This is a genomic window from Mesorhizobium sp. M1142, from assembly GCF_040318565.1.
In the GTDB taxonomy this organism is placed as follows: Bacteria; Pseudomonadota; Alphaproteobacteria; order Rhizobiales; family Rhizobiaceae; genus Mesorhizobium.
Genome location: NZ_JAMYMK010000011.1, coordinates 1 through 25,124 on the forward strand (window position 1 = coordinate 1; position 25,124 = coordinate 25,124).

26 protein-coding genes, 1 tRNA gene and 1 riboswitch are annotated in these 25,124 nt (G+C 63.2%); of the genes, 7 read left to right on the top strand and 20 right to left on the bottom strand.

Going from position 1 to position 25,124, the window contains the following annotated elements; genetic code table 11:
- Positions 1–141: 141 nt before the first annotated feature.
- From NKH42_RS18745 to NKH42_RS18755, 3 genes are read right to left on the bottom strand one after another with little or no spacing between them, the layout of a single operon-like run.
- On the bottom strand, positions 142–993 hold the full coding sequence (locus NKH42_RS18745; protein WP_352505727.1) for an ABC transporter permease: 852 nt from the start codon (positions 991–993) through the stop codon (positions 142–144).
- On the bottom strand, positions 980–1,822 hold the full coding sequence (locus tag NKH42_RS18750; protein ID WP_352505726.1) for an ABC transporter ATP-binding protein: 843 nt from the start codon (positions 1,820–1,822) through the stop codon (positions 980–982). The genes NKH42_RS18745 and NKH42_RS18750 overlap by 14 nt, the downstream gene beginning before the upstream one ends.
- Before the next feature lie 3 nt (positions 1,823–1,825).
- Complete coding sequence (locus NKH42_RS18755) at positions 1,826–2,830, bottom strand: ABC transporter substrate-binding protein (RefSeq protein WP_352505725.1); 1,005 nt, start codon at positions 2,828–2,830, stop codon at positions 1,826–1,828.
- 381 nt (positions 2,831–3,211) lie between these two features.
- Here NKH42_RS18755 and NKH42_RS18760 point away from each other — a divergent pair, with 381 nt between their 5' ends.
- Positions 3,212–3,595, top strand: a complete 384-nt coding sequence (locus NKH42_RS18760) for a RidA family protein (RefSeq protein ID WP_352505724.1) — start codon at positions 3,212–3,214, stop codon at positions 3,593–3,595.
- A 222-nt stretch (positions 3,596–3,817) separates the two neighbouring features.
- Entirely contained in the window at positions 3,818–4,621 is an 804-nt protein-coding gene (locus tag NKH42_RS18765) for a creatininase family protein (RefSeq protein WP_352505723.1), read from the top strand.
- Positions 4,622–4,685: 64 nt separating this feature from the next.
- Here NKH42_RS18765 and NKH42_RS18770 read toward each other — a convergent pair whose 3' ends face one another.
- From NKH42_RS18770 to cobD, 3 genes are all read right to left on the bottom strand, one after another.
- On the bottom strand, positions 4,686–5,897 hold the full coding sequence (locus NKH42_RS18770; protein WP_352905134.1) for a serine hydrolase domain-containing protein: 1,212 nt from the start codon (positions 5,895–5,897) through the stop codon (positions 4,686–4,688).
- Positions 5,898–5,958: 61 nt separating this feature from the next.
- Positions 5,959–6,462, bottom strand: coding sequence for a tyrosine phosphatase family protein (locus NKH42_RS18775; protein ID WP_352505720.1), 504 nt, complete (start codon positions 6,460–6,462; stop codon positions 5,959–5,961).
- Positions 6,459–7,517, bottom strand: coding sequence for a threonine-phosphate decarboxylase CobD (gene cobD, locus NKH42_RS18780; protein ID WP_352505719.1), 1,059 nt, complete (start codon positions 7,515–7,517; stop codon positions 6,459–6,461). Before cobD ends, NKH42_RS18775 begins: the two co-directional genes overlap by 4 nt.
- On the opposite strand from cobD, the gene cbiB reads away from it, so the two are divergent.
- Positions 7,516–8,487 carry an adenosylcobinamide-phosphate synthase CbiB gene (gene cbiB / locus NKH42_RS18785; RefSeq protein WP_352505718.1) on the top strand — a complete coding sequence of 324 codons (972 nt, stop codon included), beginning with the start codon at positions 7,516–7,518 and terminating at the stop codon, positions 8,485–8,487. The genes cobD and cbiB overlap by 2 nt on opposite strands.
- Positions 8,488–8,784: 297 nt before the next feature.
- Here the strand turns inward: cbiB and cobO are convergent, their stop codons facing one another.
- The 5 genes from cobO to NKH42_RS18810 all read right to left on the bottom strand — a co-directional run bounded on the left by cobO (position 8,785) and on the right by NKH42_RS18810 (position 12,532).
- The gene (gene cobO / locus NKH42_RS18790) at positions 8,785–9,417 is read right to left on the bottom strand and encodes a cob(I)yrinic acid a,c-diamide adenosyltransferase (RefSeq protein ID WP_352477569.1); all 633 of its coding nucleotides are present in this window, start codon (positions 9,415–9,417) and stop codon (positions 8,785–8,787) included.
- A 1-nt stretch (position 9,418) separates the two neighbouring features.
- Complete coding sequence (cobU, locus tag NKH42_RS18795) at positions 9,419–9,940, bottom strand: bifunctional adenosylcobinamide kinase/adenosylcobinamide-phosphate guanylyltransferase (protein WP_352505717.1); 522 nt, start codon at positions 9,938–9,940, stop codon at positions 9,419–9,421.
- Positions 9,933–10,715: a CbtA family protein gene (locus tag NKH42_RS18800; protein ID WP_352505716.1), complete on the bottom strand. Its 783-nt coding sequence runs from the start codon at positions 10,713–10,715 to the stop codon at positions 9,933–9,935. The genes cobU and NKH42_RS18800 overlap by 8 nt, the downstream gene beginning before the upstream one ends.
- Before the next feature lie 15 nt (positions 10,716–10,730).
- A complete protein-coding gene (locus tag NKH42_RS18805; RefSeq protein ID WP_352505715.1) occupies positions 10,731–10,910 on the bottom strand; it encodes a CbtB domain-containing protein in 180 nt (59 codons plus the stop codon).
- Between the two features lie 36 nt (positions 10,911–10,946).
- Positions 10,947–11,144, bottom strand: a riboswitch (cobalamin riboswitch).
- A 188-nt stretch (positions 11,145–11,332) separates the two neighbouring features.
- The gene (locus NKH42_RS18810) at positions 11,333–12,532 is read right to left on the bottom strand and encodes an MFS transporter (protein WP_352505714.1); all 1,200 of its coding nucleotides are present in this window, start codon (positions 12,530–12,532) and stop codon (positions 11,333–11,335) included.
- A gap of 245 nt (positions 12,533–12,777) precedes the next feature.
- Here NKH42_RS18810 and NKH42_RS18815 point away from each other — a divergent pair, with 245 nt between their 5' ends.
- Entirely contained in the window at positions 12,778–13,776 is a 999-nt protein-coding gene (locus tag NKH42_RS18815; RefSeq protein ID WP_352505713.1) for a heparan-alpha-glucosaminide N-acetyltransferase, read from the top strand.
- Positions 13,777–13,792: 16 nt separating this feature from the next.
- The gene (locus NKH42_RS18820) at positions 13,793–14,299 is read left to right on the top strand and encodes a methyltransferase family protein (RefSeq protein WP_352454650.1); all 507 of its coding nucleotides are present in this window, start codon (positions 13,793–13,795) and stop codon (positions 14,297–14,299) included.
- Positions 14,300–14,318: 19 nt separating this feature from the next.
- On the opposite strand, the gene NKH42_RS18825 is transcribed toward NKH42_RS18820, so the two are convergent.
- The 4 genes from NKH42_RS18825 to NKH42_RS18840 all read right to left on the bottom strand — a co-directional run bounded on the left by NKH42_RS18825 (position 14,319) and on the right by NKH42_RS18840 (position 17,388).
- The gene (locus NKH42_RS18825; protein ID WP_254818129.1) at positions 14,319–14,705 is read right to left on the bottom strand and encodes a MerR family transcriptional regulator; all 387 of its coding nucleotides are present in this window, start codon (positions 14,703–14,705) and stop codon (positions 14,319–14,321) included.
- Positions 14,706–14,844: 139 nt separating this feature from the next.
- Entirely contained in the window at positions 14,845–16,242 is a 1,398-nt protein-coding gene (gene mgtE, locus NKH42_RS18830; RefSeq protein ID WP_502894205.1) for a magnesium transporter, read from the bottom strand.
- A gap of 349 nt (positions 16,243–16,591) precedes the next feature.
- Complete coding sequence (locus tag NKH42_RS18835) at positions 16,592–17,074, bottom strand: SRPBCC family protein (protein ID WP_254818127.1); 483 nt, start codon at positions 17,072–17,074, stop codon at positions 16,592–16,594.
- The gene (locus NKH42_RS18840; protein ID WP_023676569.1) at positions 17,071–17,388 is read right to left on the bottom strand and encodes an ArsR/SmtB family transcription factor; all 318 of its coding nucleotides are present in this window, start codon (positions 17,386–17,388) and stop codon (positions 17,071–17,073) included. Before NKH42_RS18840 ends, NKH42_RS18835 begins: the two co-directional genes overlap by 4 nt.
- A gap of 435 nt (positions 17,389–17,823) precedes the next feature.
- Here NKH42_RS18840 and NKH42_RS18845 point away from each other — a divergent pair, with 435 nt between their 5' ends.
- Positions 17,824–18,639, top strand: coding sequence for a phosphatase PAP2 family protein (locus NKH42_RS18845; RefSeq protein ID WP_352703661.1), 816 nt, complete (start codon positions 17,824–17,826; stop codon positions 18,637–18,639).
- A 344-nt stretch (positions 18,640–18,983) separates the two neighbouring features.
- Here the strand turns inward: NKH42_RS18845 and NKH42_RS18850 are convergent, their stop codons facing one another.
- Positions 18,984–20,051 (bottom strand): cyclic nucleotide-gated potassium channel, encoded by a 1,068-nt coding sequence (locus tag NKH42_RS18850; protein ID WP_352505710.1) that lies wholly within the window; start codon positions 20,049–20,051, stop codon positions 18,984–18,986.
- Positions 20,052–20,304: 253 nt separating this feature from the next.
- Positions 20,305–20,389, bottom strand: a tRNA-Leu gene (locus NKH42_RS18855).
- A gap of 175 nt (positions 20,390–20,564) precedes the next feature.
- On the opposite strand from NKH42_RS18855, the gene lipB reads away from it, so the two are divergent.
- The gene (gene lipB / locus NKH42_RS18860; protein ID WP_352505709.1) at positions 20,565–21,308 is read left to right on the top strand and encodes a lipoyl(octanoyl) transferase LipB; all 744 of its coding nucleotides are present in this window, start codon (positions 20,565–20,567) and stop codon (positions 21,306–21,308) included.
- Positions 21,309–21,696: 388 nt separating this feature from the next.
- Here the strand turns inward: lipB and NKH42_RS18865 are convergent, their stop codons facing one another.
- From NKH42_RS18865 to proS, 3 genes are read right to left on the bottom strand one after another with little or no spacing between them, the layout of a single operon-like run.
- Complete coding sequence (locus NKH42_RS18865; RefSeq protein WP_254818120.1) at positions 21,697–22,380, bottom strand: ABC transporter ATP-binding protein; 684 nt, start codon at positions 22,378–22,380, stop codon at positions 21,697–21,699.
- Entirely contained in the window at positions 22,377–23,663 is a 1,287-nt protein-coding gene (locus NKH42_RS18870) for a lipoprotein-releasing ABC transporter permease subunit (RefSeq protein ID WP_352505708.1), read from the bottom strand. The genes NKH42_RS18865 and NKH42_RS18870 overlap by 4 nt, the downstream gene beginning before the upstream one ends.
- Positions 23,660–24,988: a proline--tRNA ligase gene (gene proS / locus NKH42_RS18875; protein ID WP_352703654.1), complete on the bottom strand. Its 1,329-nt coding sequence runs from the start codon at positions 24,986–24,988 to the stop codon at positions 23,660–23,662. Before proS ends, NKH42_RS18870 begins: the two co-directional genes overlap by 4 nt.
- Between the last annotated feature and the right edge of the window lie 136 nt (positions 24,989–25,124).

The window sequence follows — 25,124 nt, forward strand, 5'->3', positions numbered from 1 at the left end:
GCATCCCGAACCCCCCAGCGCAAAGCGCGCCAAACTGTTCGCGATGTCCTCGCACACCTGTTCGCGATGTCCCCGGTCCAAACACCCCCTTGAGGGGGAGATGTCCGGCAGGACAGAGGGGGGTAACGGCGCCGACCATGCCTACCGCTCCTGCCTCAGTGCGCTCTCGTGCCAGCGCCGCAAAATGAGATGCGATACAAGCGACAGAACCAGGAAGATCAGGATGCCGGTGAGCGAGATCAGGATCAGCGCGGCGAACAGCCTTGGTGCGTTGAGCCGGTAGCCGGCCTCGATGATGCGCGAGGCGAGGCCAGACGACTGGCCGGTGGCGCCGGCGACGAACTCGGCCACCACCGCGCCGATCAGCGACAGCCCGCCGGCGATCTTCAGCCCGCCGAGGAAATAAGGCATCGCCGCCGGCAGCCGCAGATAGCGCAATTGCTGCCAGCGGGTCGCACCGTTGAGCTTGAACATGTCGCGCAGATTGCGGTCGACCGAATTGAGGCCGAGCGTGGTGTTGGAAAGGATTGGGAAGAAGGCGACGATCCAGGCGCAAAGCAAAAGCTTTGTCGTCTGGTTGTCGACATAGATGTTGATCAGCGGAAAGATCGCGACGATCGGCGTCACCTGCAGCACGATGGCGAACGGAAAGAACGACATCTCCACCCATTTCGACTGAGCGAACAGCACCGCCAGCCCGACGCCGCCGATGACGGCGAGAAGCAGGCTCAAGAAGGTGATCCTGAGTGTCACCAGCAGCGAGGAGAACAGCAGCCCGGCATCGTCATGCAACGTCTGCAGCACCACGCCGGGACGCGGCAGGATGTATTTCGGGACGTCGTTCCAGACGCAGACACGGTCCCACAGCCAGATCGCCAGGATCATGATGGCCAGCGGCAGCAGCCATCTGCCGATGCGCTCGAAGCGCTCCTGGCGGACGCGGCGCGCCTCCTCCGGGTCGAGCGCCAGGACTGGTTCTTCAATGGCCGTCATGATGCGGTCCGGCAGTTGAGTTGATGGCGCCGATCAGCACGTCGGATGCCTGGCGGCAGAGCGCGGCATAGTCGGGCGAGGTGCGAAACGCCTCGTCGCGCGGATAGGGCGCGTCGACGGCAAGCTCCGCGAACACTCGGCCCGGCCGCGCCGCCATGACGACGACGCGGTTGGAGAGGAAAACGCTTTCGAAGACGCTGTGGGTGACGAAAACGACGGTGAAATGCTCATCCTGCCATAGCTCCAGAAGGTCATTGTTGAGCTTGAAGCGGGTGATCTCGTCGAGTGCCGCGAACGGCTCGTCCATCAACAGAATCCGCGGCTTGGTCACCATGGCGCGGGCGATCGAGACGCGCATCTTCATGCCGCCCGACAGTTCGCGCGGCACCGCCTTCTCGAAGCCGGTCAGGTGAACCCGTGCCAGCATCTCCATCACCGTCGGTGCCGCCTTGGCCCGCGACACGCCCTTCAGCCGCAGCGGCAGCCAGACATTGTCGAAGACGTCGGCCCAGGGCAGCAGCGTCGGCTCCTGGAAGACGAAGCCGATATTCGAACGGTCGCCGATATTCGAACGATCGCGGGCGCCGCTGCCGCGCCAGTCGAGCAGGCCCGAGGTCGGCGTCGACAGGCCGGCAATCAGCCGCAGCGCCGTCGATTTGCCGCAGCCGGACGGGCCGAGCAGGCTGAGGAAGTCGCCTTCCCGGATCGTCAGCTCGACATTGCTGAGCGCGGTGACGCCGTTGGAAAAAACCTTGCCGACGCCACGCAGCGCCAACAGCGTCGGCCCCGGTACACTTCCTGGCTGTTGCGCCACTTTCTCCAGCTTCACGGTCTACTTCTTCAGGTCGAGCCCGACGCCCTTGTTGACGAAGGAAAGCGTGTAGGCCTTCTTGATGTCGATGCCCGCCGGCGCGACCTTCGCCTTGACCATCTTGTCGTAAAAACTCTGGATGCGCGCGTCGGTCATGGCGCCGATGCCGAGCTTTTCGCTGTCGCCGGAATCGACCACGCCGAACTTCTTCAACTGCTCGATCGAGAAGGCGATCTGCTCATCCGTCATGTCCGGATTTTCCTTCTTGATCATTTCGTTGGCGGCCTTGTTGTCGCCGTAGAGATAATTGTACCAGCCCTTGGCCGAACCATCGACGAAGCACTGGACCACCTCGGGCCGCTTGTCGATCGTCTCCTGCATGGTCTCGACCGTCGTTGCATATGTGTCCCAGCCATAGTCGGCCAGCAGGAACTGGTTCGGCGTGAAACCGCCCTGCTTCTGAACGGCGAATGGCTCCGAGGTGACGTAACCCTGCTGGATCGACTTCTTGTTGGCGATGAACGGCGCAGGGTTGAAGGTGTATGGCACGCGCTTGGCGGCATCGAAGCCAAGGTCGGTGACCATCCACTGGAAGAAGGTCTGCGCACCTTCGTCGCCGAGGATGTACTGGTCGGCGTTCTTCAGGTCTTCCCATTTGTCCAGCTCCTGGCCGGGATGGGACATGATGACCTGCGGGTCCTTCTGGAAGTCGGCGGCCACGACGCGCATCGGTATGCCTTGCTGCACGGCATCGAAGGCCGACAGCAAATTGCCGCCCATGTAGAAATCGATCTTGCCGGCCAGCAGCAGCGGCCGGCCGCTGACCTGTGGGCCGCCCTGCATGATCGTCACGTCGATGCCGCAGGCCGCATAGGTGCCATCCGCCACCGCCTGGTAGTAACCGCCATGCTCCGGCTCGGCCAACCAATTGGTGCCGAAGGTGACTTTTTCGTTCGCTGCCGCAGCAAGCGTGCCTGCGCCAAGCAGCACGATCGCGCCGGCCGAAATCTTCAGTTTTCCGTACATCCACACCACCCTTTGTTCGCTCCGGCGCATTACGCGGCGGGCTCGACACCATTGTTTCAAGAAGCAAGACACATGCCACCGGCGCGTTGCGCCGGGACCGCCCGCTTGTGCAATGCCCGCCTGTGCAATGGCGGCGCGAAGGCCGGACGGGTCATGCTGTACGAAAGGCATCGTGCCTATTTTTTGATCGCCTGTCCACAATCGCCCTCGTGACATGCACCGCCATCTTGATGCCCGCATCGATCCCGCATTAGAGCGACGTGCGTCCACTTGGACGCACAAAGTACGCTCTAAAACTTCGTATCCTGTCGCATCGTGCTTTCCGAAAATCGATCTCGATTTTCGGGCCGATGCGATAGGCTGCCGTGAACGGAGATTGCCATGTTCAAATTTCTCACGCCGAAGTCGATCAAGCCGCCCTTCGCCCGCTACAGCCACGGCGTCGAGTTGCCACCCGGCAAGCGGCTGGTGCTGTGTTCGGGCCAAGTTGCGATCACAGCGGACGACCAGATCCCGGAAGACGCCGGCGCGCAGGCCGAGCTCTGTTTCCAGAATATATCGGCGATTCTCGGCGAGGCCGGGCTCAGCCTGTCCGACATCGTCCGCATCAACGCCTACGTCACCGACCGCGCCTTCCTGCGCCCCTATATGGAAGTTCGCGACCGGCTGTTCGCCAGCCCTGCGCCGGCTTCGACGCTGATGGTCGTTTCCGGTTTTGCCCGGCCGGAATTCAAGGTCGAGATCGAGGTCATCGCTGCGGGTTGAGCAGGCGCTGGCCAGCGGCTGGAATCGACAGGCCGATGATCTCAAGTTACACGACAAAGGTTGGCGCTGCCCCTCATCCGCCTGCCGGCACCTTCTCCCCGTGTAGTGACGGGGACAGGGCTAGCCGGAACGCTGGCGATCGCCCTCTCCCCCGTCCTTCACGGGGAGAGGCTAAGGGTGAGGGGCAGCGCAAACGCCCATTCAGTCTCTTCGAGGTTCAAAATGGCCGGAACAAAAAAGCGCGTATGGTGGGGTGACTACCGGACCACCGAATACGCGACCATCGATCCTGAGGCGACCATTGCCGTTCTGCCGCTGGCAGCGATCGAGCAGCACGGGCCGCATCTGCCGGTTTCGACCGACACCTCGATCATGAACGGTATGCTGGAAACGGTGATCGCCCGCCTGCCCGGCGATCTCGACATCCGCATCCTGCCGGTGCAGGCGGTAGGCAAGTCGAACGAGCACCTGCATGCGCCCGGCACCCTCACTTTGCCGGCGACGACCTTGGTCGAGGCATGGACCGAACTCGGCCTGTCGGTCGCGCGCGCCGGCGTCCGAAAACTGATTGTCGTCAACTCGCATGGCGGCAATGAAGAGATCATGGGCATCGTCACGCGCGAATTGCGTGTGCGGGCAAAGATGCTGGCGTTAAAGACCAGCTGGCAGCGCTTTGGCCGGCCGGCCGGTATGTACACCGATCTCGAAGACCGCCACGGCATTCATGGCGGCGACGTCGAGACCTCGCTGATGCTGCATTTCCGGTCCGACCTCGTCGATATGGCCAAGGCCGACAATTTCGTGTCCAAGGTTGCCCGCGCCGAAAAGGAATTTTCGCTGCTGCGCCACACCGGAACGCACGCCTTCGCCTGGATCGCCAGCGATCTCAACCCGAATGGCGTGGTCGGCGACGCCAGCATTGCCACCGCCGAAAAAGGCCGGCTCACCGCCGAGCATCAGGCCGACGGCTTCATCGGCTTGGTGAGGGACATGCGCAAGGCCAAGCTGGCGGATTGGCTGGCGTAGGTGTTTGATCCCACCAGCTCAGGCCTCGCTCACGAGGGGCGATTCCATTCGCGCGCGAGGATCCTCACTTCCCCTCTTGAAGCGGCGACACCGTGTAGATTTCGTCCAGTATCTTCACCATCAAGGTGTTGGCGGTCGCCTGGCCGTCGAGCGCGAGAGTCAGGTTGGTCCATATGACCAGGGTGACGTCATTGGCCGGATCGTAGCCCATGAAGGACTGGTAACCGGGCACCTCGCCTTCGTGATAGTAGATTACGTTAGGCCCGAAGGTCAGCGTTAGGATGCCATAGCCGTATTTTTGCATGGCGGGTTCGCCCGGCTCCGGCGCCACAGGGCTTGCAAGCCACTGCCGCTGGAAGTCGGCATTGAAGAGCTTGCCCCCGACCAGCGCGCGCATCCACGTCGCGAGGTCATCGGCGGTGGAGATGACTCCGCCAGCCGCAAAGTAGGCGGACGGGTTCTGCCATGTGTCGTCGTTGGGCTTGAGCGTTCCGGCCCTGGCCGCAGCCTGGAGGTCGTCCGGATAGGGCGCATCAGCCAGGGCGTACGACGTACTGCCGTAGAGGTAACCGTTTGAGTATGGTTCGGGGATGGCGTTCGACGTGCTCGGCGGCAACGCCGTGTTCTTCATGCCGAGCGGCCCGAACAAGCGGTCCCGGAAGATGGTCGAGAGCGGCTTGCCGTCGATCTTCTCGGCAACAAGGCCGAGCAGATAGTAGTTGGTGTTGTTGTACTCGAATTCGGCACCCGGCGCGAAGTCCGGCGGCCGTTTGAACGCCATACCGAGTACTTCATCGGCGGTCCATACCCTGTAAGGATACTTGTCCAGGCTTTCGGCAAGTTCCGGCGCATTTGTGAAGTTAGGGAGGCCGCTCCGCATTGTTATGAGCTGTCGAATGGTTATCTCGTCGCCGTTGAGAACGCGCTGGACGTATTTCGAGATCAGATCGGCGAAGCTCAGTTTCCGTTCCTGCACCAGTTGCACGATAACAGCGGCGGTCATCGTCTTGGTGTTCGAGGCCGCACGGAAGTGGGTATCGGCGCGCGGCGGGTTCGTGGCACCCAGTTCAGTCGTACCGTAGCCGAAGACGAGGTTGCCCCGCGGAGTCTTGAGCAAAACCATAGCACCGGGCAGCATAAGTTCCTTGGCCAAACGCTCGACAGTGGCTTGGAGCGCTGCCAGGTCGATCGACTTGAGAGCCGGCATGGAGGCGGCCATGGCGCTGCCTGTCGTGCAGACCACGCCAACAACGATTGCCAAAATTCTCCCGATCATCATTCGCTCCTTGGCTGTGTCCTAGAACTCCTGCGCTCTTTCCTGGAACTTGTTTTTAGGCTCAGATTTTCAATTCGAACGGTGTGCCTTCGAAAGCATCCGCGCCGCGCCCGATCGCCTGGATCGCTTCGATCATTCGGCCCCTGCGATCGAGCAGCGTGTCGGCGATCGCGATCAGCCGCGGATTGGGTGTCGCCGTCGGCGACAGCCTGCGCAGAGTCTCGGCCAACTCGGCCTCGTCGCGCTTCGGCGCCAGCGCTGCCGCGATGATATAGGCCGAGGCGGTCGAGCGGCTGATGCCGGCATGGCAATGCACCACCAGCGGGCGCGAGCGATCCCATTGGCGGGCGAAATCGAGCAGGGTCACAACGTGCTCCTCGCCCGGCATGGTCATGCCCTCCTGCGCCACCGCAATGTCGTGCATGACCAGATGCAGATGGTTTTCCCTGGTGATCGAGGCCGGTCGCACCACCTCCGTTCCGGCGGCGAGCAGCGAAAGCAGCCGCCCGGCGCCGGTCTTCGCTACCGTTTCCTCGACTTTGGACAGCGAGCAGACATGGATCATTGGGTCGTTTCTCCCTTGGCATCATCGTCGCGCCGCGAGGCCCAGCCGGCAAGTGCGGATTCGAGCCGCCGCCATTCTTCGTCGGCTCCCGGCAGGCCGGCGCGCAGCACATCCGGACGATCGGCGAAATGCCGAAGCAGGATGCCGCGCTGGCCAAGCGCCGAAAACAGGCCGGCAGCGTTCGCCAGCCTGAGATAGCGGAACAGCGTGGTGCCACCGGCGACAGGCACGCCGAAGCGGCCGAACAGCGTGTCGAGCCGTGCGGCGTCCTCGGCCAGACGGCGCCGCATCCCGGCCTGCCAGCCGGTGTCGGCAAGCGCCCTTATGCCATATTCGAGCGCCGGCCCGGCAACCGCCCATGGCCCGAATTGCGCCTCCAGCCGCTCGACCATCAGCGCGTCGGCCAATGCAAACCCAAGCCGCAGGCCGGCCAGGCCGAAGAACTTGCCGAACGAGCGCAGCACGACGATGCCGCCCTGGTCGACGTCGCCGGCCAGGCTCTCGCTGCGCGGGCCGACATCCATGAAGGCCTCGTCGACGACCAGCAGCCCGCCTCTGGCGCGTAATGCCCGGGCAAGTCGAAGCAATCTTTCGCGCTCGACGACGCGCCCGTCCGGGTTGTTTGGATTGACGACGATCGCAAGGTTGGCCGCCGCCAGGGCTTCGAAATTATCGACTTCAGCCGCCGCGTGGCCGGCGATCGCTGCTGCCCGCCGATGCTCGGCATAAGTCGGCCCGAGCACCAGCACCTTGCCCGGGCTGACCAGCGAAGCGACGCGCGGCAACAGGATTTGCGTGCCGGGCGCCGCCGCGACGTTCGCCGCCGACGGCGCGCCATAGGCGCTTGCCGCGACTTCAGCCAAGTCGCGGCTGCGCGCCGTTTCCGGCAATCGCGACAGGGCGGTGGCGGGCAAATCGAAAAGCGGGTAGGAGTGCGGATTGATCCCGGTCGAGAGGTCGACGAAAGGCAGCGGCGCGTGAGGGAAAAGCGCCCTCGCCCGGCCAAGGCTTCCGCCGTGGTCCACTGCCGCCGTCACCCCATCAAGAGACTTCATGTCGATCCTGATCACTTTCCTGTCGCTGGCCATCGAACTTGTACTCGGCTACCCGGCCCGGCTCTTCGATGCCATTGGCCATCCCGTCACCTGGTTCGGCAGGCTGATATCCTTTCTCGACCGCAGGCTCAACCGCGCCACTGATTCCGACGCCGACCGTCGCCGCTGGGGCGTCGTCGCGCTGCTGGTGATCGTGCTGGTGCCGGCCGCCCTCGCCTTCTGGATCGAAGTCATGCTTTGGAGCATTCCCTTCGGCTTGTTGGTCACCGCAATCCTGGCGACGTCGCTGCTGTCGCAGAAGAGCCTGGCCGAGCATGTCGAAGCGGTGGCCGACGCACTCGACAGCGGCGGACTGGACATGGGCCGCATCGCCGTCTCCAGGATCGTCGGCCGCGATCCGGAAAAGCTCGACAGGGCCGCTGTCTGCCGCGCAGCGATCGAAAGTCTTGCCGAGAATTTCTCCGACGGCGTCGTCGCGCCGGCCTTCTGGATCGGTATTGGCGGGCTCGCCGGCGGCGTCGCCTACAAGGCCGCAAACACCGCCGATTCGATGATCGGCCACCGCACGCCGCGCCACGAAGCCTTCGGCTGGGCGGCTGCGCGCTTCGACGACTGGATCAACCTGCCGGCGTCGCGGCTGACGGCGCTGCTGATCGTGCTTGCGGCTTTCCTGGTCAAGGGCGCCGACGCCAAAGCCGCCTGGCACGCCGTGCGGCGCGATGCGAAAAAACACCGCTCGCCCAATGCCGGCTGGCCGGAGGCAGCGATGGCCGGCGCGCTCGGCCTGGCGCTCGCCGGCCCCCGTTCCTACGACGGCGTGATGGTCGAAGACGCGTTGATGGGCGAGGGCGGCCGCCGCGACGATGTCGAGAGCACCGACGTCCGACGGGCGCTGAAACTCTACCAGGTCGCCGACTTGCTGCTGATTGCGCTGTTCGGGGTGGTCGCAGTGGTTGTTATCTTGGCGTGACCTGCGCTCGAGATCGACGGAAACAAAAAACCCGCCAAGCGGCGGGTCGTTGGAGCCAATTAGCACCATAGCGAAATTAATAGCATAGCTGCCGGCACAAAGCAAGAACAAAATAGGGCAACGCCTCAAATAATCGGTTCAGGTCGGCGCTGCCCCTCAGCCTTAGCTCCCCGTGAAAAGACAGGGAGAGGGAGATCGCCAGCGTTGCGGCTAGCTCCTTGTCCCCGTCCTTCACGGGGAGAAGTCGCCGGCAGGCGATGAGGGGCAGCGCTGACCTTGACAAACCAGCAACACCCCTCAGAACTCAATCCCCTGCTGCGCCTTCACGCCGGCGGAGAAGTGGTGCTTGGTCACGGCCATCTCGGTGACCAGGTCGGCCGCCTCGACCAGTGCCGGCTTGGCGTTGCGGCCGGTGACGACGATATGCAGGCCTTCGCGGCGTGACTTCAGCGCCGCGACCACCTTTTCGAGGTCGAGATAGTCGTAACGCAGCGCGATGTTCAACTCGTCGAGCACCACCAGGCTGATCGACGGCTCGGCCATCAGCTCGAGCGCCTTCGCCCAGGCGGCCTCGGCCGCCGCGATGTCGCGTTTCAGGTCCTGCGTCTCCCACGTAAAGCCCTCGCCCATGGCGTGCCAGAGGACACGGTCGCCGAAGGCGGCAAAGGCGTCCTTCTCGCCGGTGTGCCATTTGCCCTTGATGAACTGGACGACGCCGACACGCTTGCCGTAGCCGAGCATCCTGAGCGCCAGACCGAAGGCGGCCGTGGTCTTGCCCTTGCCCGGCCCGGTGTTGACGATCAACAGCCCCTTCTCGACCGTCTTGGCTGCAACCTCGGCGTCCTGCACCGCCTTGCGCTTGGCCATCTTGGCGCGGTGGCGTTCCTCGTCCCCCTGTTCAATGGTCTTGGGATCGATAGTATCAGCCATGTCATTTCACCTTGAGCGGCAGCCCCGCCACCATCAAAAGCACGGTGCCGGCGACCGCCGCGACGTCCTGGTTCAGCCGGCCGGCGGCATCGCGAAACCGTCTTGCCAGCGCATTGTCCGGCACGATGCCCTGGCCGACCTCGTTGGACACCACGAACCACGGGCCACGCGGCCGCGACAGCACATCGGCCAGCCTTTGGCATTCGGCCTCGACATCATGGTCGGCCAGCATATGGTTGGTCAGCCACAGCGTCAGGCAGTCGATCAGCACCGGCTGGCCGTCGGGCAGTGCCTCGATCGCGCCGGCAAGGTCGAGCGGCGCCTCGATGGTCGTCCAGCCATCGCCTCGCCGCGAGCGGTGCAGCGCGATGCGCTGACGCATCTCCTCGTCATAGGCTTGCGCTGTGGCGATATAGCTCCACGGCGCCGGACAGGCGCTCACCAGCCTCTCGGCATGCGCGCTCTTGCCGGAGCGCGCACCGCCGATGACCAGGGTCAGCGCCCCGGCAGCGCGGTCAGGCAAAGCTGTCGCGCAGGCTGGTTGCCGCGCCGGTGAAGCGTCCGCGCACCAGCCCGACGACCATACCGAGCACCAGCCAGAACACCAGATTGGTCAGCGTCACCGCCACCACGAACTGATGATGCAGGCCTTCCGGGATCGCCGTCTCGAAACTGTCGGGCTGCGGCGCGCCGACAATATGCGGCGCAACGATCAACGCCACGGCAAGGATCGCCAGCGGCAGCGATCTGCGGAAGGCGATAAGGCCGAGACCGGCCGCTGTCGCCACCACTGTTGCCCACCACCAGATCTGGCGTTGGACAAGGTCGGCCGCCGGCATCGCCGGCAGTTCCGGCGCCAGGCCGAGGCCGGGCGCCAGCGTGAACACGGCAAAGCCGGCCAGGCCCCAGAACAGGCCCTGGCGCCAATTGCCGATGCCGCCGGCGAATTCCGAAACCGCGACCAGGACCAGTGCGAAGCCAATGCCGGTGACGATATTGGCAACGACGCTGAAACCAAAGCGCTCGAAGCCGTCGGCCGGCGCCCAGCCTTCGTCTTCAGCCGGAGCCATTGCTTCAGCCGGTGCCGGCGCGGCGCTGCTCATAGCCATCGTGCCGGCGGCGTTTTCGGCCGGTGCCGCAGGTGCCGCGGCATGGTCATGGCCGCCGCCGGCCTGTTCGTAGACTTCCGCTTTCAGGATGAGCGGCACGGTGGCGTAGGCCTGCATGCAGGCGAGAACGACGCCGGCCACAAGCCCTGCGATCGCCGCGATGAAGACGACGTTGCGAAACAGTGTCATGATGTCAGCCCCTTGTCAGTGGCAGGGAAAGCCCATCGAGTGGCGATAGTCGTGCGCGGCATTGTGGACCGCATCGATATGCGAGAAGCCGACAAAGCCCATGACGAAAATGCCGAGGAATGCAGCAAGCGCCAGCTGCAGGAGACGCGACTGCGAGGAGGCGGAAGCGCCGAGCGAAACGGAAGCGGTATTCATGTCTTGTCCTTTCGCCCTCCACCCGAGGGCATAGAAGTCAGTTTCCTGTCGCCGGCAGGTCTCCTGGCTCGCGGATCAGCGCCCTTCCCCACCTTCCCGAAGGCGAACCTTCAGTGGCATATGGAGAGGACTACCGCACACAGTTGCGGGGGCAGCCACGGCATTGGGCAAACAATTTCGCCCGCACCGCATTCCCTCTTGGTTCCAAACGGAACCGACGACATCAGCGACTATAGGCAGAATCGCCGCGCCCGGCAAACCAAATTCCGCCGGATCGTGTGGCGAATGCGCCGCCTCGCCAAACCGGAGAACTGGCGCCGCAGACGTCGCGATCTGCGCGGTCAAACAGAACGGCCTGCGTTCGATGCGGCACTGCACCGCTTCCACAATTGGGTGTTCGAGCGCCATGCGGCGCTCGAACATCAAAGCGATTTGGGCAGATAGCGCCAGGTGACGAAGCCGCAGATCGCCGCCAGCAGGCCGAGTGTCGCGAAAACCGCGCCCAGGCCGAAGAACGCCAGCACCACGGAATAGACCAGCGGCGGCGTCAGCTCGGAAAAGTCGAGATAGGTGCGGTAGACCGCCGCCATCTGTGCCCGCTCATACGAGCGCACCGAGCGCATGAAGGCGGTCGAGCCCAGCGCATCGAGCGCGATGGTGAAGAAGGCACCGCAAAGCAGCAAGGCGCCGGTGATGAGCGGTGCGGCCTCGCCGACGGCGCCGGCCGCCAGCAGCGTTGCCGACATCGCGAAATAGGCGAACGTCATGGTGCGCCGGCCGCCGAAACGCTTTCCTGCCCTGCCCCAGAAGATGGCCATGAACAAAAGCGCATTGCCGGCCGAAACCAAGAGGCCGCCGGCGAGCTTGCCCTCGCCGGTGATCACCATGAACAGCGGCCCATAGACGAAGAACGTCGTCCAGAAGCAGGAGCGGCCGAAAGCGATCAGCCAGGCCAGCCTCAGCCTTGGCTGCGCGACGAAGCGGCCGATATTGGCCAGCGGATTGACCGGCCGCGTCTTGCCGGGGCGGATCGACGGGTTATCGCCAAGCCGGTAAGTCCAGAACAGCGCCAGTAAAGCCATGGCGAAGACGGCCACCGCGCCATGCGCGGCATAGATGCCGAAACGCGTGTAGAGGTAAATTCCGAGGGTCGGCCCGGTGGTCCAGGCAAGCATCGACCACGCCATGCGCAGCGACTCGGCCTGCATGAAATCGGTCTTGCGGATATGGTCCATGATGTAAAGGTTGAGCGTGATCGCCAGCGCGCCGGCGCCGACGATGCGGCAGAGCATGCCGACCACCTGGCCAGCCAGCGTATGGGTGACGAAGAACAGCGAGCCGGCGGCCAGCAGGCAGGCGCCGGCGGTATAGACCCAGCGCCGGGCAAAGCGGGCGATCAGCATCGGCATGAACAGCGTCGCCGACAGGCCGAGCATCGCCACGATCGTGTAGAGGATCGAAACAATCTGCTCGTTGTGCAGTATCTCATAGGCCTGGATCGGGATGACGCTGGACACGGTGGCGCGCGCGAAGGATTCGACCGCATAGAGCGAGGCGAAGGTGCGGGCATCCGCCGGCCGCAAGGCCGCAAGCCAGATCGGATGGCGCACATGGGTAGCCATTGTGTTCCCCGAAGCCGAATCGCCCGAAGCAGGGTTGGAGCACAAATCTGCCGCGGCGATTCCTGGCCGCGTAACAGGAAACCGACGCCTTCACGGCAAAAAGCGAAGCCGGCCAAAGGCTTTCCGGCTCTGGCCTAAAGCAGCCCTGATGCCGCCGTCACCAACGCAAAGCAAGGCCCTGCTTCTTTTGACGGTGGCAACCGTGATAGTCGTCTTGCCGGGGCTGAACCAAGACAGCGAGACCAATGAGCATCGACACGCCGAGCGCAGCCGTTCAGGATCAACCGAAGTCGAAGCGCATCGCCGCTATCGACATTGCACGCGGCATCGCATTGCTTGCCATGGCGAGCTATCATTTCACCTGGGACCTCGAATTCTTCGGCTACACCGATCCCGGCCTCACCGCCTTCGGCTGGTGGAAAATCTACGCGCGCTGCATCGCCTCGAGCTTCCTGTTCCTGGTCGGCATCAGCCTCTATCTCGCCCATGGCAAAAAAATCCGCTGGACCGGCTTCTGGAAGCGCTTCGCCATGGTTGCCGGGGCAGCGCTCGCAATATCGCTGGTCACCCGCATCGCCACGCCCGACGGCTTCATCTTCTTCGGCATATTGCACGAGATCGCGCTCGCCAGCTTGCTCGGCCTGGCGTTCCTGCGGCTGCCGGCGCTGCTGACGCTTGCCGTGGCGGCCCTCGTTATCGCCGCGCCTTTCTACTTGCGATCCGAGCTTTTCGATCATCCGGCTTTGTGGTGGGTCGGCCTGTCGGCGACCAACCCGCGCTCCAATGACTACGTTCCGCTGCTGCCCTGGTTCGGCGCCGTACTTGCCGGCATCGCGGTTACCAAGCTCGCCGCCACCTCCGGCGCACTGACGCGGCTGTCGGCCTTGGCGCCCGGCCGCTGGGCAAACCCGCTGGTCTTCATCGGCCGGCACAGCCTTGCCTTCTATTTGATCCATCAGCCTGTGCTGATCGGCTCGGTCTGGCTGTTTTCGCAATTCATGCCGGCGCCGGCCGAAACCAGGGAGGTGAGTTTTCTGAAATCCTGCCAGATATCCTGCGAGCAGGCACGCGACACCGAGTTCTGCTCCAGCTATTGTGCCTGCATGCTGGACACTCTCCAGGGCGAAGCCTCGCTTGACCGGCTCTACAGCAACGACCAGTCCCTGGAGTGGAAGGCGCATATTGGCGAGCTCGCCGGCACCTGCACCGCCCAAGCCGAGGCGGCGGAACTGGGAACGCGCTAATCGAGGGAGGACAATAATGAGCGACAGTCACCCGAAACCCGTGCAGCAAAATCCTGGGCAGCCGAAGCTGGGGCACATCCCATGGCCGCCGCTGATCTATATCGCCGCCATCATCGTCAGCGTCGCGCTAGGGCTGTTCTATCCGCTGCCGTGGATCGGCGATCTTCTCGGCGACATCCTGTTCGCCGCCGGCCTTGTGGGGTTGGTGGCGGTTGCCGCGCTCTGGTTCACGGCAATTCGCACCATGATCCGCGCCAAGACGACGCTCAACCCGAACGGCGTGCCTGACCATCTGGTGACCACCGGACCCTTCGCCGTCAGCCGCAACCCGATCTACCTCGCCAACACATTGCTGCTGGTCAGCCTCGCCTTTGTCACGGGGATCGCCTGGTTCCTGCCGCTGGCGGTCATCGCGGCGTTCTTGACGCAGAAGCTGACGATCGAGAGCGAGGAGAAGGTGCTGACCGCCAAATTCGGCAAAAAGTACCGGGACTACGCCAAAAGGGTGCGGCGCTGGATTTGAGCCGAGGCTGACACCGCGCCTATGTGGTGACGCCGAGTTCCACCAGCCGCTCGACGCAGGATTCCTCGGCTTGGTCGAGTTCGGCCAGGGTCTCTTCGAGGTCGCGGCGTTTCTGGCGCAAATGCTCACGCTTTTCCTCGATTCGCTTGATCATCAATTTGAGTTGGCCGACCTCGCCGGGCGGCTCCCTGTACATCTGGATGATTTCGCGGATCTCGTTGATCGAGAAGCCGAGCCTTTTTCCCCGCATGATCTGGCGGATCAGATGCCGGTCCGATGGCCGGAACAGCCGGGTGCGGCCGCGCCTTACCGGCTGCACCAGCCCTTCATCCTCGTAGAAGCGCAACGTCCGCGTCGACACGTCGAATTCCCGGGTCAGTTCCGTGATCGAATAATATTCCCGCATCGTCACTCCAATGCCCCGACCACGCCGCGAGTTCCAACTGGCCGGCGCCGCCGGCGCTCAGGCGCGTACCAGAATCGGCGGACAAGGCGCTTTCCAAAGCCTCGCACGGCATTTACGTAAAAGTCAATTGAGGTGCCGTTCAGCGCACGCCGAACCACCATGTGGCGAGCCCGAGAAAGGCAAAGAAACCGACGACATCGGTGACCGTGGTGACGAAAACCGCCGAAGCCACAGCCGGATCGATCTTGAAGCGGTCGAGCAGCAGCGGGATAAGGATGCCTGCCAGAGCCGCCACGAACATGTTGATGATCATCGCAGCCGCAATGATGCCGCCGAGATTGCGATCGTGGAACCAGGCAGCAGCCACGAGGCCGATCAGGATGGCGAAAATGATGCCGTTGATGAAGCCCACCCCGATCTCGCGGCGGATGATGCGGCCGGCATTGTAGATGTCGAGGTCCCTGGTCGCCAGCGCCCGCACCGTGACGGTCATGGTCTGCGAGCCGGCATTGCCGCCCATGCCGGCGACGATCGGCATCAGCACCGCCAGCGCCACGATATGCTCGATGGTGCGGTCGAACAGGCCGATCACCGAAGCCGCCAGGAAAGCCGTCAAAAGATTGACCAGCAGCCAGGGCACGCGCGAGCGCGAGGTCGAAAAGATGCTGTCCGAGAGTTCTTCGTCACCGACGCCGCCCATGCGCAGCAGATCTTCCTCGGCCTCCTGCTGGATGACGTCGACGACGTCGTCGATGGTCAGCACGCCGACCAGCCGCTCGTTCTCGTCGACGACGGCGGCGGACAGAAGATCGTATTGTTCGAATTCGCGCGCCGCCTCCTCCTGGTCCATGGTGGCCGGGATGGCATGCCTGGTCTCATGCATGACCTCTTCGACCTTGACCGAGCGCTTGGTACGCAGGATCTGGTCGAGGTCGATGGCGCCGAGCAGCTTGAAGCTCGGATCGATGACGAAGATCTGGCTGAAACGGTCGGGAAGATTGTTGTCCTCGCGCATGTAGTCAATCGTCTGGCCGATCGTCCAGAAGGGCGGCACCGCGACGAACTCCGTCTGCATGCGGCGGCCGGCGGTCTCTTCGGGATAATCGAGCGAGCGCCGCAGCCTGATCCGCTCGGTGAACGGCAGTTGCGACAGGATCTCGTCCTGGTCCTCCTGGTCGAGGTCTTCGAGAATGTAGACGGCATCGTCGGAATCGAGATCCTGCACCGCCTGGGCGATCTGCGCATTGGGCAGACTGTCAACGATGTCGCGGCGGATCGCCTCGTCAACCTCGGTCAGCGCGGAAAAATCGAAATCCTTGCCCAGCAATTCGACCAGCGCGCGTCGCTGTTCCGGATGCAGCGCCTCGAGCAGGTGGCCGAGTTCCGACTGGTGCAGATCGTCGACTTCACGCTTCAGCGTCAGCGTATCGCGATCGGCGATCGCGGCCCCGATCTGGGCGAGGAACGACGACAGGATGACGCCGTCCTCGTCATAGATGTCGGCGCGGCGCTCCTCGGCGGCCCTGGCGCCGGTCATCTGTTCGTCCTGGCCTTCCACCAGCGCCTCCCGCCATCGGATTTCCGGATAAGGTGCCTGTCAGGTCTAACGCATGACCCTGACAATCGGAATCGATTTTGCGAAAGGACCATGCGCAACGGCAAATTGCTACAGCGCCGTTCGCGCGTCCAAACGACGCAACGCATACCGGATGGTAGGAGGAGAGGACGTTCTACAAACCTGCGGCGCTGCAAAACCTTTGCGGCGCCAGGTAAAGGGCAGCGTATCTCCCCGCCCGGTCAACCAGATGGGGAGATCGACACTGATTCAAAACGGCGAGGCCGGCAGTGCGAGGGCCTCGCTGGTATTGGACTGGAAGGCTTCCCGATCAGGCGGCGTGGCGCTTCGCCTCGGCCGCATAGCGGTCCAGGAGACCGCTCCAGCCACCCTCGGATTCGAAGGCCTCGCGCATCGCCTCTGCGGTTTCGCCCATGTTCTCCAGAAGCCTGTGCTCGAGTTCCACACGCGTCGCGTTCTCACCGAGCGCGACAAAGCGGATCTCGACTTCGGTCAGCAGTGCCGGATCGTAGCGCCAGCCGGCTCCAATGCGCCAGGCGAGCGTCAGCCTGGACGGCGGATCCCAGGCGAGAACCTCGCCCCAATCGCATTGTGACCCATCCTCGCCAATCTCGTACCAGCGGCCGCCGGCTTTCGGTTCGATCACCGCGGTCGTCAGGGCGGATTTGCCGATCGAGTGCGAAGCCGGCCACCAGCGCCCGAATCCTGTGGTGAACACATCGAATGCCTTGTCGAGCGGCACCTCCACGGTCACCGACTTCCTGACCGGCGCGGGCTTGATCATGGTCGTCATTTCCTCTTCTCCTTGCTGTTGTCGACTTCCCGTTTGAAGGCGTCGAGCGCATCGCCCCACATGCGGTCGAGCCAGGCGCGCATCTCGCCAAGTCCATGCGGGTCGAGATGATAGATGTTGCTGGCACCTTTCGGCTCTGCGCGGACCAGCCGGGCTTCCTTCAAAACCTTGAGGTGCTGCGATACGGCCGGCTGCGAGACCGGAAGCACTCGCGTCAGATCGATGACCGAGCGTGGCCGATCGGCGATGAGCTCGAACACCTTGCGGCGTGTCGGATCGGCCAAGGCCACCATGCCTGCGTAATCATAAATCATGACTTATGATAAGCTAAAACTTATGATACGTCAACAGGAGGCGGCAGGCCGCGTTAAGCACCGACCAGTTCGGTTTCCAGCCCCCGGGGCAATCCCTTCACGCAGGGGCTTGGACAGCAAATGCGGATGCAAGATTACAGGGAAACAATCCGTCGCATGCGAGCCGGCGGCAAATGTCGACCACCGGGGAAAAGTAAACCTGGCGGCAAGGTTTTTACCTTATCGGTATATGTGTCTCTCCGGCGAAACGTTAAGAACGGGTAAATTGGTTTGGCCCTAACCACGGAAGCCTCTCGCTACAGGCCCTCCGCCATATGGCAATTGCGCCTCTCATTGTTCATGGCGACATATGTTTTAGGCGCATCCGCACTATACCCAGAAGTATTCTATACGTCTGCCTCAATCTATTCTCACAAATTTCTTGTTGGGATCCCGGTGTTGTTTATCGGTGGCGTCTGCTGTGCCGCGCTAATCCATGGCCGGCGGCAACCGGTTCGCTACGCACTGGATTTGGCTCAAGGGCGCTGGCGTGGTTGTCTGCTGGTGCTGCTGTTCTTCTTTGCCAGCTTGACCGCGTTCTCTACCTACAAGATCGCCATCCCGTCCGTCGTCCCATACTATGCCGACAACTGGTTGGCCGACGCTGACGAATGGCTGCACGGGATGCCGCCATGGGAGATCGTCCATAAGCTCGACAGCAACGATTGGTCGTCCGTCGTCTTCAACAGCTATGAAGTCATTTGGTTTTACCAGTGGTTCGGCACCATCCTTTTCGTGTCGCTCTGGTCGGACGAGATTGCCCGCATCCGCTATCTCTGCGCAGCAGCGCTGACGTTGTCCGTCCTCGGAACGGTCTTGGCCCTGGCGCTGGCATCGGTCGGACCGGTTTACTACCACCACTTTGTCGGCGTGGATCGCTTCCACGGATTGAATGCGGCCCTGGACAGGCTGGACCATAGTTACATGGTGCGGGACCCCGCGGCATATCTCCTGATGGCTTACCAGAGCGGCCGGCCAAGTCTTGGCGGCGGCATCTCGGCCATGCCAAGCATGCATGTCGCCTTTGCCGTATTGAACGCCTATTTGCTGTCATCGATCAATCGCTGGCTTGGCGTTCTGGGTTGGACCTTTGCAGCCCTGATCCTGTACGGATCGGTGTTCACTGGCTGGCACTATGCCGTGGACGGCTACGCATCGATCGTTGTTGTATCGGTGATCTGGTGGGCGACCGGACGCCTGGTGCGCGAATAGCTATGTGCGCTTGTCGATGGATGGCCATGGCCGCCGATGGCCAGTTCGCATAAGCCAAACTCGCGACCGCAATCAGGCACAAAGCACGTGCCCCGACAAGGACGCTCCCCGCCGTGCGAGAATTCAACGAGGAAGAGATTCCGCTTTCGAATTTAATGGTGCGGTCGAGATGCAGCGCCGCAACGCCTCCCGCGTTGATTTTAAAGCATTTCTCTACGATTCCGCGGCGATTTGTATTGAGGGCGGTTCGGCAGCGGCAGAGCATGTAGTTCCAGCCAGCCACTGTCGGCGGGCAATTGGCCGCCCTGGCAGCGCATCCTCCTCCTGACAAACACCTAGTGCGGTCAACCCTTAGGCGCCGCGCCGCGCCGCTCGAGCGCGGTTTTGCGAATGATTTCTGCGATCTCCGGGCTGCTGCTGCACAGCATCTGGAAATCCGCCGAGTGTAGCGACAGGAGTGAGACCACCGTTGTGGCGCTGACGGTCGCCGAGCGCGGTTCGCCGGTGATCAGCGCCATCTCGCCGAAGAAGGCGCCAGGGCCCAGCTCCACCGGGTTCGGCGTCGCGACGCTGACGCGCCCCTCCACGACGAAGAACATCTGATCACCGGTCTCGCCCTTGCGGCAGATCACAGCGCCAGCCGGCACGCTGCGAGGTCGTAATGCGCGCACGATCTCGACTAGTGTGGCCGGGCCGAGCTTCTGAAACAACGGCACGGCGGCGACCAATTGCCAATTGCGGACGAAATCCTCGCGACGGACTTCTTGATAAAAGCCGGTGGCAAGAATGCCAGCCCAGAGCGCGAAGATGCCGATGCCACTCATCATGACCGCCCCGGCAAGGACGCGGCCGGCGAAGCTTTCCGGAATAGCGTCGCCATAGCCGGTGGTGGACAGCGTGACCACCGCCCACCACATTGCCTGGGGGATGCTGCCGAACTTTTGCGGTTGGACGTCGCGCTCGATTACATAGGCTGCGAGCGCAACACCGAACAGAACGATGCCGAAGACCGTGGCGACGCCGATCAGGTTGCGCGCTTCGTTGGTCAGGATTCTGCCCAGCAGCGGGAAGAAAGTTGAATCGCGCAGCGGTTTCAGCAGCCAGACAGCACAGTAGAGGCTCCGATCGGGCGTGCCGACGAGCAGAAATGCGGCGAGTGGAACCAAAACCGCGAGCATATCAATGGCGATTGCCGGCGTCCTGTCCCGAACGTCTCCCGCCCGGCGCTTGAGCAGTTTCTCGGCCAATTCCAGGAGATAGACGCCCCAAATGACCGCGAGCACGGCAGCCAAAGCCAGTCTGCTTCGCCCGGACATGTCCGGTGTCGTGAGCGCAGCCACCGCCACAAGCCCAGTCGCAGCCAGCACCGCGTTGAGCGGCGCGTAAATTCTTAAGAAAGGCAGTACCGACATTCTATGCCCACGAGCGGATGCTACCCTCCAGAATAGGATGCCTTCAAGGCAAGCGCAAAGGTGCTTGCTTTCGCTGCGATGCCCATCACCAACCGTGAACTCAGATGTCCGGGAAAGTGAACAGACGGCATAGGACGCGAATTAACAAATTACGGTGACAGTGGGCTTTTTGCCGTATTTGCACGGCTGTGCGACAAGCCTGAAAAATCGCAATAACTTCCACAGCCAAAGACTGAACAGCCAGAAGACTGATTGGTGCGGTCGAGAAGACTCGAACTTCCACGGGTTGCCCCACAGCGACCTCAACGCTGCGCGTCTACCAATTCCGCCACGACCGCACGTGGTAGGAGCCGGAACCAACCGGCCCGCGGCGTGTAGCAAATCGTTTCCGGTGAAACAAGTGCGCGGCCAGCAATAATCGGCCGGACATCGGCATAACTCTTCAAGGGCCGAACGTGCCGGAACTGGACGTTTGTACCGATTGCCGCCATATGAGTGGCGAGACGAGATATCATGACGGACCGCAGCCAGATCGCCACGTCGTTCCTGCCCTTGCCCGGCTCGGCGCCGGTCGAATGGCGCATCGAGCCTGGGCTCACCGCCTATCCCGATGCGCTCGCCCTGATGGAGGCGCGAGCCGAGGCAATCCGCAGCGGCGCCGCCGGCGAGATGGTCTGGCTGGTCGAGCACCCGCCGCTCTACACCGCCGGCACCAGCGCCCGCGTCGAGGACCTGATCGAGCCGGACCGCTTCCCGGTCTTTGCCGCCGGGCGTGGCGGCGAATACACCTATCATGGGCCAGGCCAGCGGGTCGCCTACGTCATGCTCGACCTGAAGCGGCGGCGCGAGGATGTCCGCGCCTTCGTCGCCGCTCTCGAACAATGGATCATCGGCTCACTGGCCGCCTTCAACGTACGCGGCGAACGCCGCGAGGACCGCGTCGGCGTCTGGGTGGTTCGGCCGGACCGCCCCGCTTTGCCCGACGGCTCGGCGGCCGAGGACAAGATCGCCGCCATCGGCATAAGGCTGAGGCGCTGGGTGAGCTTTCACGGCATCGCCATCAATGTCGAGCCGGACCTTAGCCATTTCAGCGGCATCGTGCCGTGCGGCGTCCAGGATCACGGCGTCACCAGCCTTGTCGACCTCGGCCTTCCCGTAACCATGGCCGACCTCGACCTGGCGCTGAAATCCGCTTTCGAGGACGTGTTCGGGCCCGCCGCGGTGTCGCCTGTCGAAGTGTCCCGCAAGGCCGGCTGAAACACTCGCCCAATGCCTGCGCCAATATGCGAAGGCGGCCCTCGCTCATCAGCATCGAGCCCGCCCTTGAGCTCAATCCTCACATCGCGCCGATCCAGATTGCCATGGAAATGAGGAACGTGCTCATGCACACCAGCGAAACGACATCCTGAACAAGATCGGTCATAACTCTCTCCTGTTGTTAGTATGTTCGTATTTTGTTCTAATTTTGTTCGAATGTCAACGATCGCAGCCCGGGTGTCACCGGAATTGCGCTCGGTCATTTCGACAGGGTTAAGAAAGGGTTGAAAAGGGAGATGCGGGCGTTTCGGGGCCGACAGGCGCGCGCAAGTGGCGGGACGGCGCACGGCAGCTCGCAGGCCGGCATCGCCTCAATAGCAGCGCACCCCTAAAGCGGCACGACCTTGCCGTCGGCCAGCGTCACGCGGCGGTCCATGCGCGAGGCGAGCTCATGATTATGAGTGGCGATCAGCGCCGCCAGGCCCGATTGCCGGACCAGCGCTGCCAGCGCCTCGAACACATAGGAAGCAGTCACCGGGTCGAGATTGCCGGTCGGCTCGTCGGCCAAAAGCACCAGCGGCGCATTGGCGACGGCACGCGCAATGGCGACCCGCTGCTGCTCGCCGCCGGAGAGCTCGGAGGGGCGATGCTGTGCCCGCTTGCCGATCTGCATATAGTCGAGCAATTGCGCCGCCCGCTCGGCCGCCTCCTTGCGCGGCAGTCCTTTTATCAGCTGCGGCATCATGATGTTTTCCAGCGCCGAGAATTCAGGCAGCAAATGATGGAACTGATAGACGAAGCCGACGTCGTTGCGGCGGATCGCCGTGCGCTCGTCGTCGGAAAGCCGGCCGCAGGCGCGCCCCGCCAGGATCACGTCGCCGGCGTCCGGTCGCTCCAGCAGCCCGGCGGTGTGTAGCAGCGTCGACTTGCCGGTGCCCGACGGCGCCACAAGCGCCACCATCTCGCCACGCTTCAGCGAAAAATCGGCGCCGTTCAGGATGGTCAGCTTGCGCGGTCCCTGCACATAGTGCCGTTCGACGCTCTTCAGCTCGATAATGGCTTCGGCCATCACTCGTACCTCAGCGCTTCGACCGGATCGAGCCTGGCCGCGCGCCACGCCGGAAACAGCGTGGCCAGGAACGACAGCGCCAGCGCCATGAGAACGACGGAGATCGTCTCGCCGGCATCCATGCGGGCCGGCAATTGGCTCAGGAAATAAAGCTCGGGATTGAACAGCCGCTCGTTGGCCAGCCAGGAGAAGAACTGGCGAATGCGCTCGACGTTGAGGCAGATCACGATGCCGAGCAGCACGCCGGCGATGGTGCCGACAACGCCGATCGCAGCCCCGGTCATCAGGAAGATGCGCAGGATCGCGCTGCGCGTCGCGCCCATGGTGCGCAGGATGGCGATGTCGTGGCCCTTGTCCTTCACCAGCATGATCAGGCCCGAAATGATGTTGAGCGCCGCCACCAGCACGATCAGGGTCAGGATCATGAACATGACGTTGCGCTCGACCTGCAGCGCGTCGAAGAACGTCTTGTTGCGTTGCCGCCAATCGACAAGGCTGATCGGCCGCTGCGCCGCATCTTCGACCTTCGGCTTCAGCGCGTCGATATTGTCGGGATTGTCGGCGTAGATCTCGATCGTCTGCGCCCGGCCGTCCATGTTGAAGTAAAGCTGCGCTTCCGAGAACGGCATGTAGACGATCGAGCTGTCATATTCCGACATGCCGACCTCGAAGATCGCGGTGACCGGATAGCCTTTCATGCGCGGCGTCGTGCCAAGCGGCGTGATGTCGCCCTCGGGCGAAATCAGCGTGATCGTATCGCCAAGCACTAGCCCGAGATTCTCGGCCATGCGGCTGCCGATGGCGACGCCTTCGCCGGTGTCGAAGCCGACGATCGAGCCCTCCTTGATATTGTTGGCGACGATGGTGATCTTGCCGAGATCCTCGCCGCGTATGCCGCGCACCAGCGCGCCGGTGCCGCCGCCGACATTGCCTTGCGCCAGCACCTGCCCGTCGATCAGCGGGATGGCGTATTTGACGCCGGGCACGCCGTTGATGCGGCCGGCGACCTGGGCATAGTCCTCCAGCGGCATATCGAGCGGCTGCACGATCAGGTGCCCGTTGACGCCTAGGATGCGCGTCAGCAGTTCGGCGCGAAAGCCGTTCATCACCGCCATGACGACGATCAGCGTGGCGACGCCCAGCATGATGCCGAGGAAGGAGATCGAAGCGATGACCGAGATCACCGTCTCCTTGCGACGCGAGCGCAGATAGCGCCACGCCACCATGCGCTCGAAGCCGGAAAAAGGCCCGGCGCCCGATGGTCTTGCTGCCGCCGCTTTGTTCATGCGGCGGCACCGAAACGCTGCTTCACGTCCGCGATCGGCAGCGTCTCGCGCTCGCCGGTCCTGCGGTTCTTGATTTCGACCTCGCCGGCGGCGATGCCGCGCGGCCCGACGATCACCTGCCACGGCAGCCCGATCAGATCGGCGGTGGCGAACTTGCCGCCCGGCCGCTGGTCGGTGTCGTCGTAGAGCACCTCCTTGCCGGCGGCGGCAAAAGCGGCGTGCAGCTCGCCGCAGACGCGATCGCATTCGGCATCGCCGGCCTTCATGTTGATCAAGCCGACATCGAACGGCGTCACCGCCTCCGGCCAGATGATGCCGTTATCGTCATGACTGGCTTCGATGATCGCGGCGACCAGCCTGGACGGGCCGATGCCGTAGGAACCGCCAGAAACGAAATGATCCTTGCCGTCCGGGCCTGTCACCTTGGCGCCCATCGGCTTGGAATATTTGTCGCCGAAATGGAAGATATGACCAACCTCGATGCCGCGCGCCGAGACCCGGTCGCTCGCGGGCACCTTCTCCCATGCCGCCTCGTCATGCATCTCGTCGGTGGCGGCATAGGGCGTCGTCCATGTCTTGACGATGGCGCCGATCTCGGCGTCGTTCGAAAAATCCGTGTCTGCGCCAGGCACTGCCAGCGAGAGATAATCGCGGTGGCAAAACACCTGGCTCTCGCCGGTGTCGGCCAGGATGATGAACTCATGGCTGAGGTCGCCGCCGATCGGCCCGGTGTCGGCGCGCATCGGGATAGCCTGCAGCCCCATGCGCGTAAACGTCCTGAGATAGGACACGAACATGCGGTTATAGGCGGCCTTGGCGCCTTCATAATCGAGGTCGAAGGAATAGGCGTCCTTCATCAGGAACTCGCGCGAACGCATGACGCCGAAGCGCGGGCGCACCTCGTCGCGAAACTTCCACTGGATGTGATAGAGGTTGAGCGGCAGGTCCTTGTAGGACTTGACGTAGGAGCGGAAGATCTCGGTGACCATCTCCTCGTTGGTCGGCCCGTAGAGCATATCGCGGTCTTGCCGGTCCTTGATGCGCAGCATCTCCTTGCCGTAATCTTCATAGCGGCCACTTTCGCGCCACAGCTCGGCCGATTGGATGGTCGGCATCAGGATTTCGAGCGCGCCGGCGCGATTCTGCTCCTCGCGGATAATCCGGCAGACCTTGTCCAGCACCCGCTTGCCGAGCGGCAGCCAGGAAAAGCTGCCCTGCCCCTGCTGGCGGATCATGCCGGCACGCAGCATCAGCCGATGCGAGACGATCTCGGCCTCGCGCGGGTTTTCTTTGAGGATGGGCAGGAAATAGCGCGACAAACGCATGAACTGGTCCGTGAGAGAGGATGGCGGCGCCGGAATCGGCGCGGCACAGGCTTGCTTGCCCCGGCTTCATAGCCATTTCATGGCGGAATGGAAACCCGGCCCAGGCGCTGCACAGGCGCCGCAATTGCCGCACGCG

What these genes read in the sequence shown, in the direction of transcription:
- NKH42_RS18745 (WP_352505727.1), bottom strand. Translation starts at nt 993, where the DNA reads ATGACGGCCATTGAAGAACCAGTCCTGGCGCTCGACCCGGAGGAGGCG.
- NKH42_RS18755 (WP_352505725.1), bottom strand. Translation starts at nt 2,830, where the DNA reads ATGTACGGAAAACTGAAGATTTCGGCCGGCGCGATCGTGCTGCTTGGC.
- NKH42_RS18760 (WP_352505724.1), top strand. Translation starts at nt 3,212, where the DNA reads ATGTTCAAATTTCTCACGCCGAAGTCGATCAAGCCGCCCTTCGCCCGC.
- NKH42_RS18765 (WP_352505723.1), top strand. Translation starts at nt 3,818, where the DNA reads ATGGCCGGAACAAAAAAGCGCGTATGGTGGGGTGACTACCGGACCACC.
- NKH42_RS18770 (WP_352905134.1), bottom strand. Translation starts at nt 5,897, where the DNA reads ATGATCGGGAGAATTTTGGCAATCGTTGTTGGCGTGGTCTGCACGACA.
- NKH42_RS18775 (WP_352505720.1), bottom strand. Translation starts at nt 6,462, where the DNA reads ATGATCCATGTCTGCTCGCTGTCCAAAGTCGAGGAAACGGTAGCGAAG.
- cbiB (WP_352505718.1), top strand. Translation starts at nt 7,516, where the DNA reads ATGTCGATCCTGATCACTTTCCTGTCGCTGGCCATCGAACTTGTACTC.
- cobD (WP_352505719.1), bottom strand. Translation starts at nt 7,517, where the DNA reads ATGAAGTCTCTTGATGGGGTGACGGCGGCAGTGGACCACGGCGGAAGC.
- cobO (WP_352477569.1), bottom strand. Translation starts at nt 9,417, where the DNA reads ATGGCTGATACTATCGATCCCAAGACCATTGAACAGGGGGACGAGGAA.
- NKH42_RS18800 (WP_352505716.1), bottom strand. Translation starts at nt 10,715, where the DNA reads ATGACACTGTTTCGCAACGTCGTCTTCATCGCGGCGATCGCAGGGCTT.
- NKH42_RS18805 (WP_352505715.1), bottom strand. Translation starts at nt 10,910, where the DNA reads ATGAATACCGCTTCCGTTTCGCTCGGCGCTTCCGCCTCCTCGCAGTCG.
- NKH42_RS18810 (WP_352505714.1), bottom strand. Translation starts at nt 12,532, where the DNA reads ATGGCTACCCATGTGCGCCATCCGATCTGGCTTGCGGCCTTGCGGCCG.
- NKH42_RS18815 (WP_352505713.1), top strand. Translation starts at nt 12,778, where the DNA reads ATGAGCATCGACACGCCGAGCGCAGCCGTTCAGGATCAACCGAAGTCG.
- NKH42_RS18820 (WP_352454650.1), top strand. Translation starts at nt 13,793, where the DNA reads ATGAGCGACAGTCACCCGAAACCCGTGCAGCAAAATCCTGGGCAGCCG.
- NKH42_RS18825 (WP_254818129.1), bottom strand. Translation starts at nt 14,705, where the DNA reads ATGCGGGAATATTATTCGATCACGGAACTGACCCGGGAATTCGACGTG.
- mgtE (WP_502894205.1), bottom strand. Translation starts at nt 16,242, where the DNA reads ATGACCGGCGCCAGGGCCGCCGAGGAGCGCCGCGCCGACATCTATGAC.
- NKH42_RS18835 (WP_254818127.1), bottom strand. Translation starts at nt 17,074, where the DNA reads ATGACGACCATGATCAAGCCCGCGCCGGTCAGGAAGTCGGTGACCGTG.
- NKH42_RS18840 (WP_023676569.1), bottom strand. Translation starts at nt 17,388, where the DNA reads ATGATTTATGATTACGCAGGCATGGTGGCCTTGGCCGATCCGACACGC.
- NKH42_RS18850 (WP_352505710.1), bottom strand. Translation starts at nt 20,051, where the DNA reads ATGTCGGTACTGCCTTTCTTAAGAATTTACGCGCCGCTCAACGCGGTG.
- lipB (WP_352505709.1), top strand. Translation starts at nt 20,565, where the DNA reads ATGACGGACCGCAGCCAGATCGCCACGTCGTTCCTGCCCTTGCCCGGC.
- NKH42_RS18870 (WP_352505708.1), bottom strand. Translation starts at nt 23,663, where the DNA reads ATGAACAAAGCGGCGGCAGCAAGACCATCGGGCGCCGGGCCTTTTTCC.
- proS (WP_352703654.1), bottom strand. Translation starts at nt 24,988, where the DNA reads ATGCGTTTGTCGCGCTATTTCCTGCCCATCCTCAAAGAAAACCCGCGC.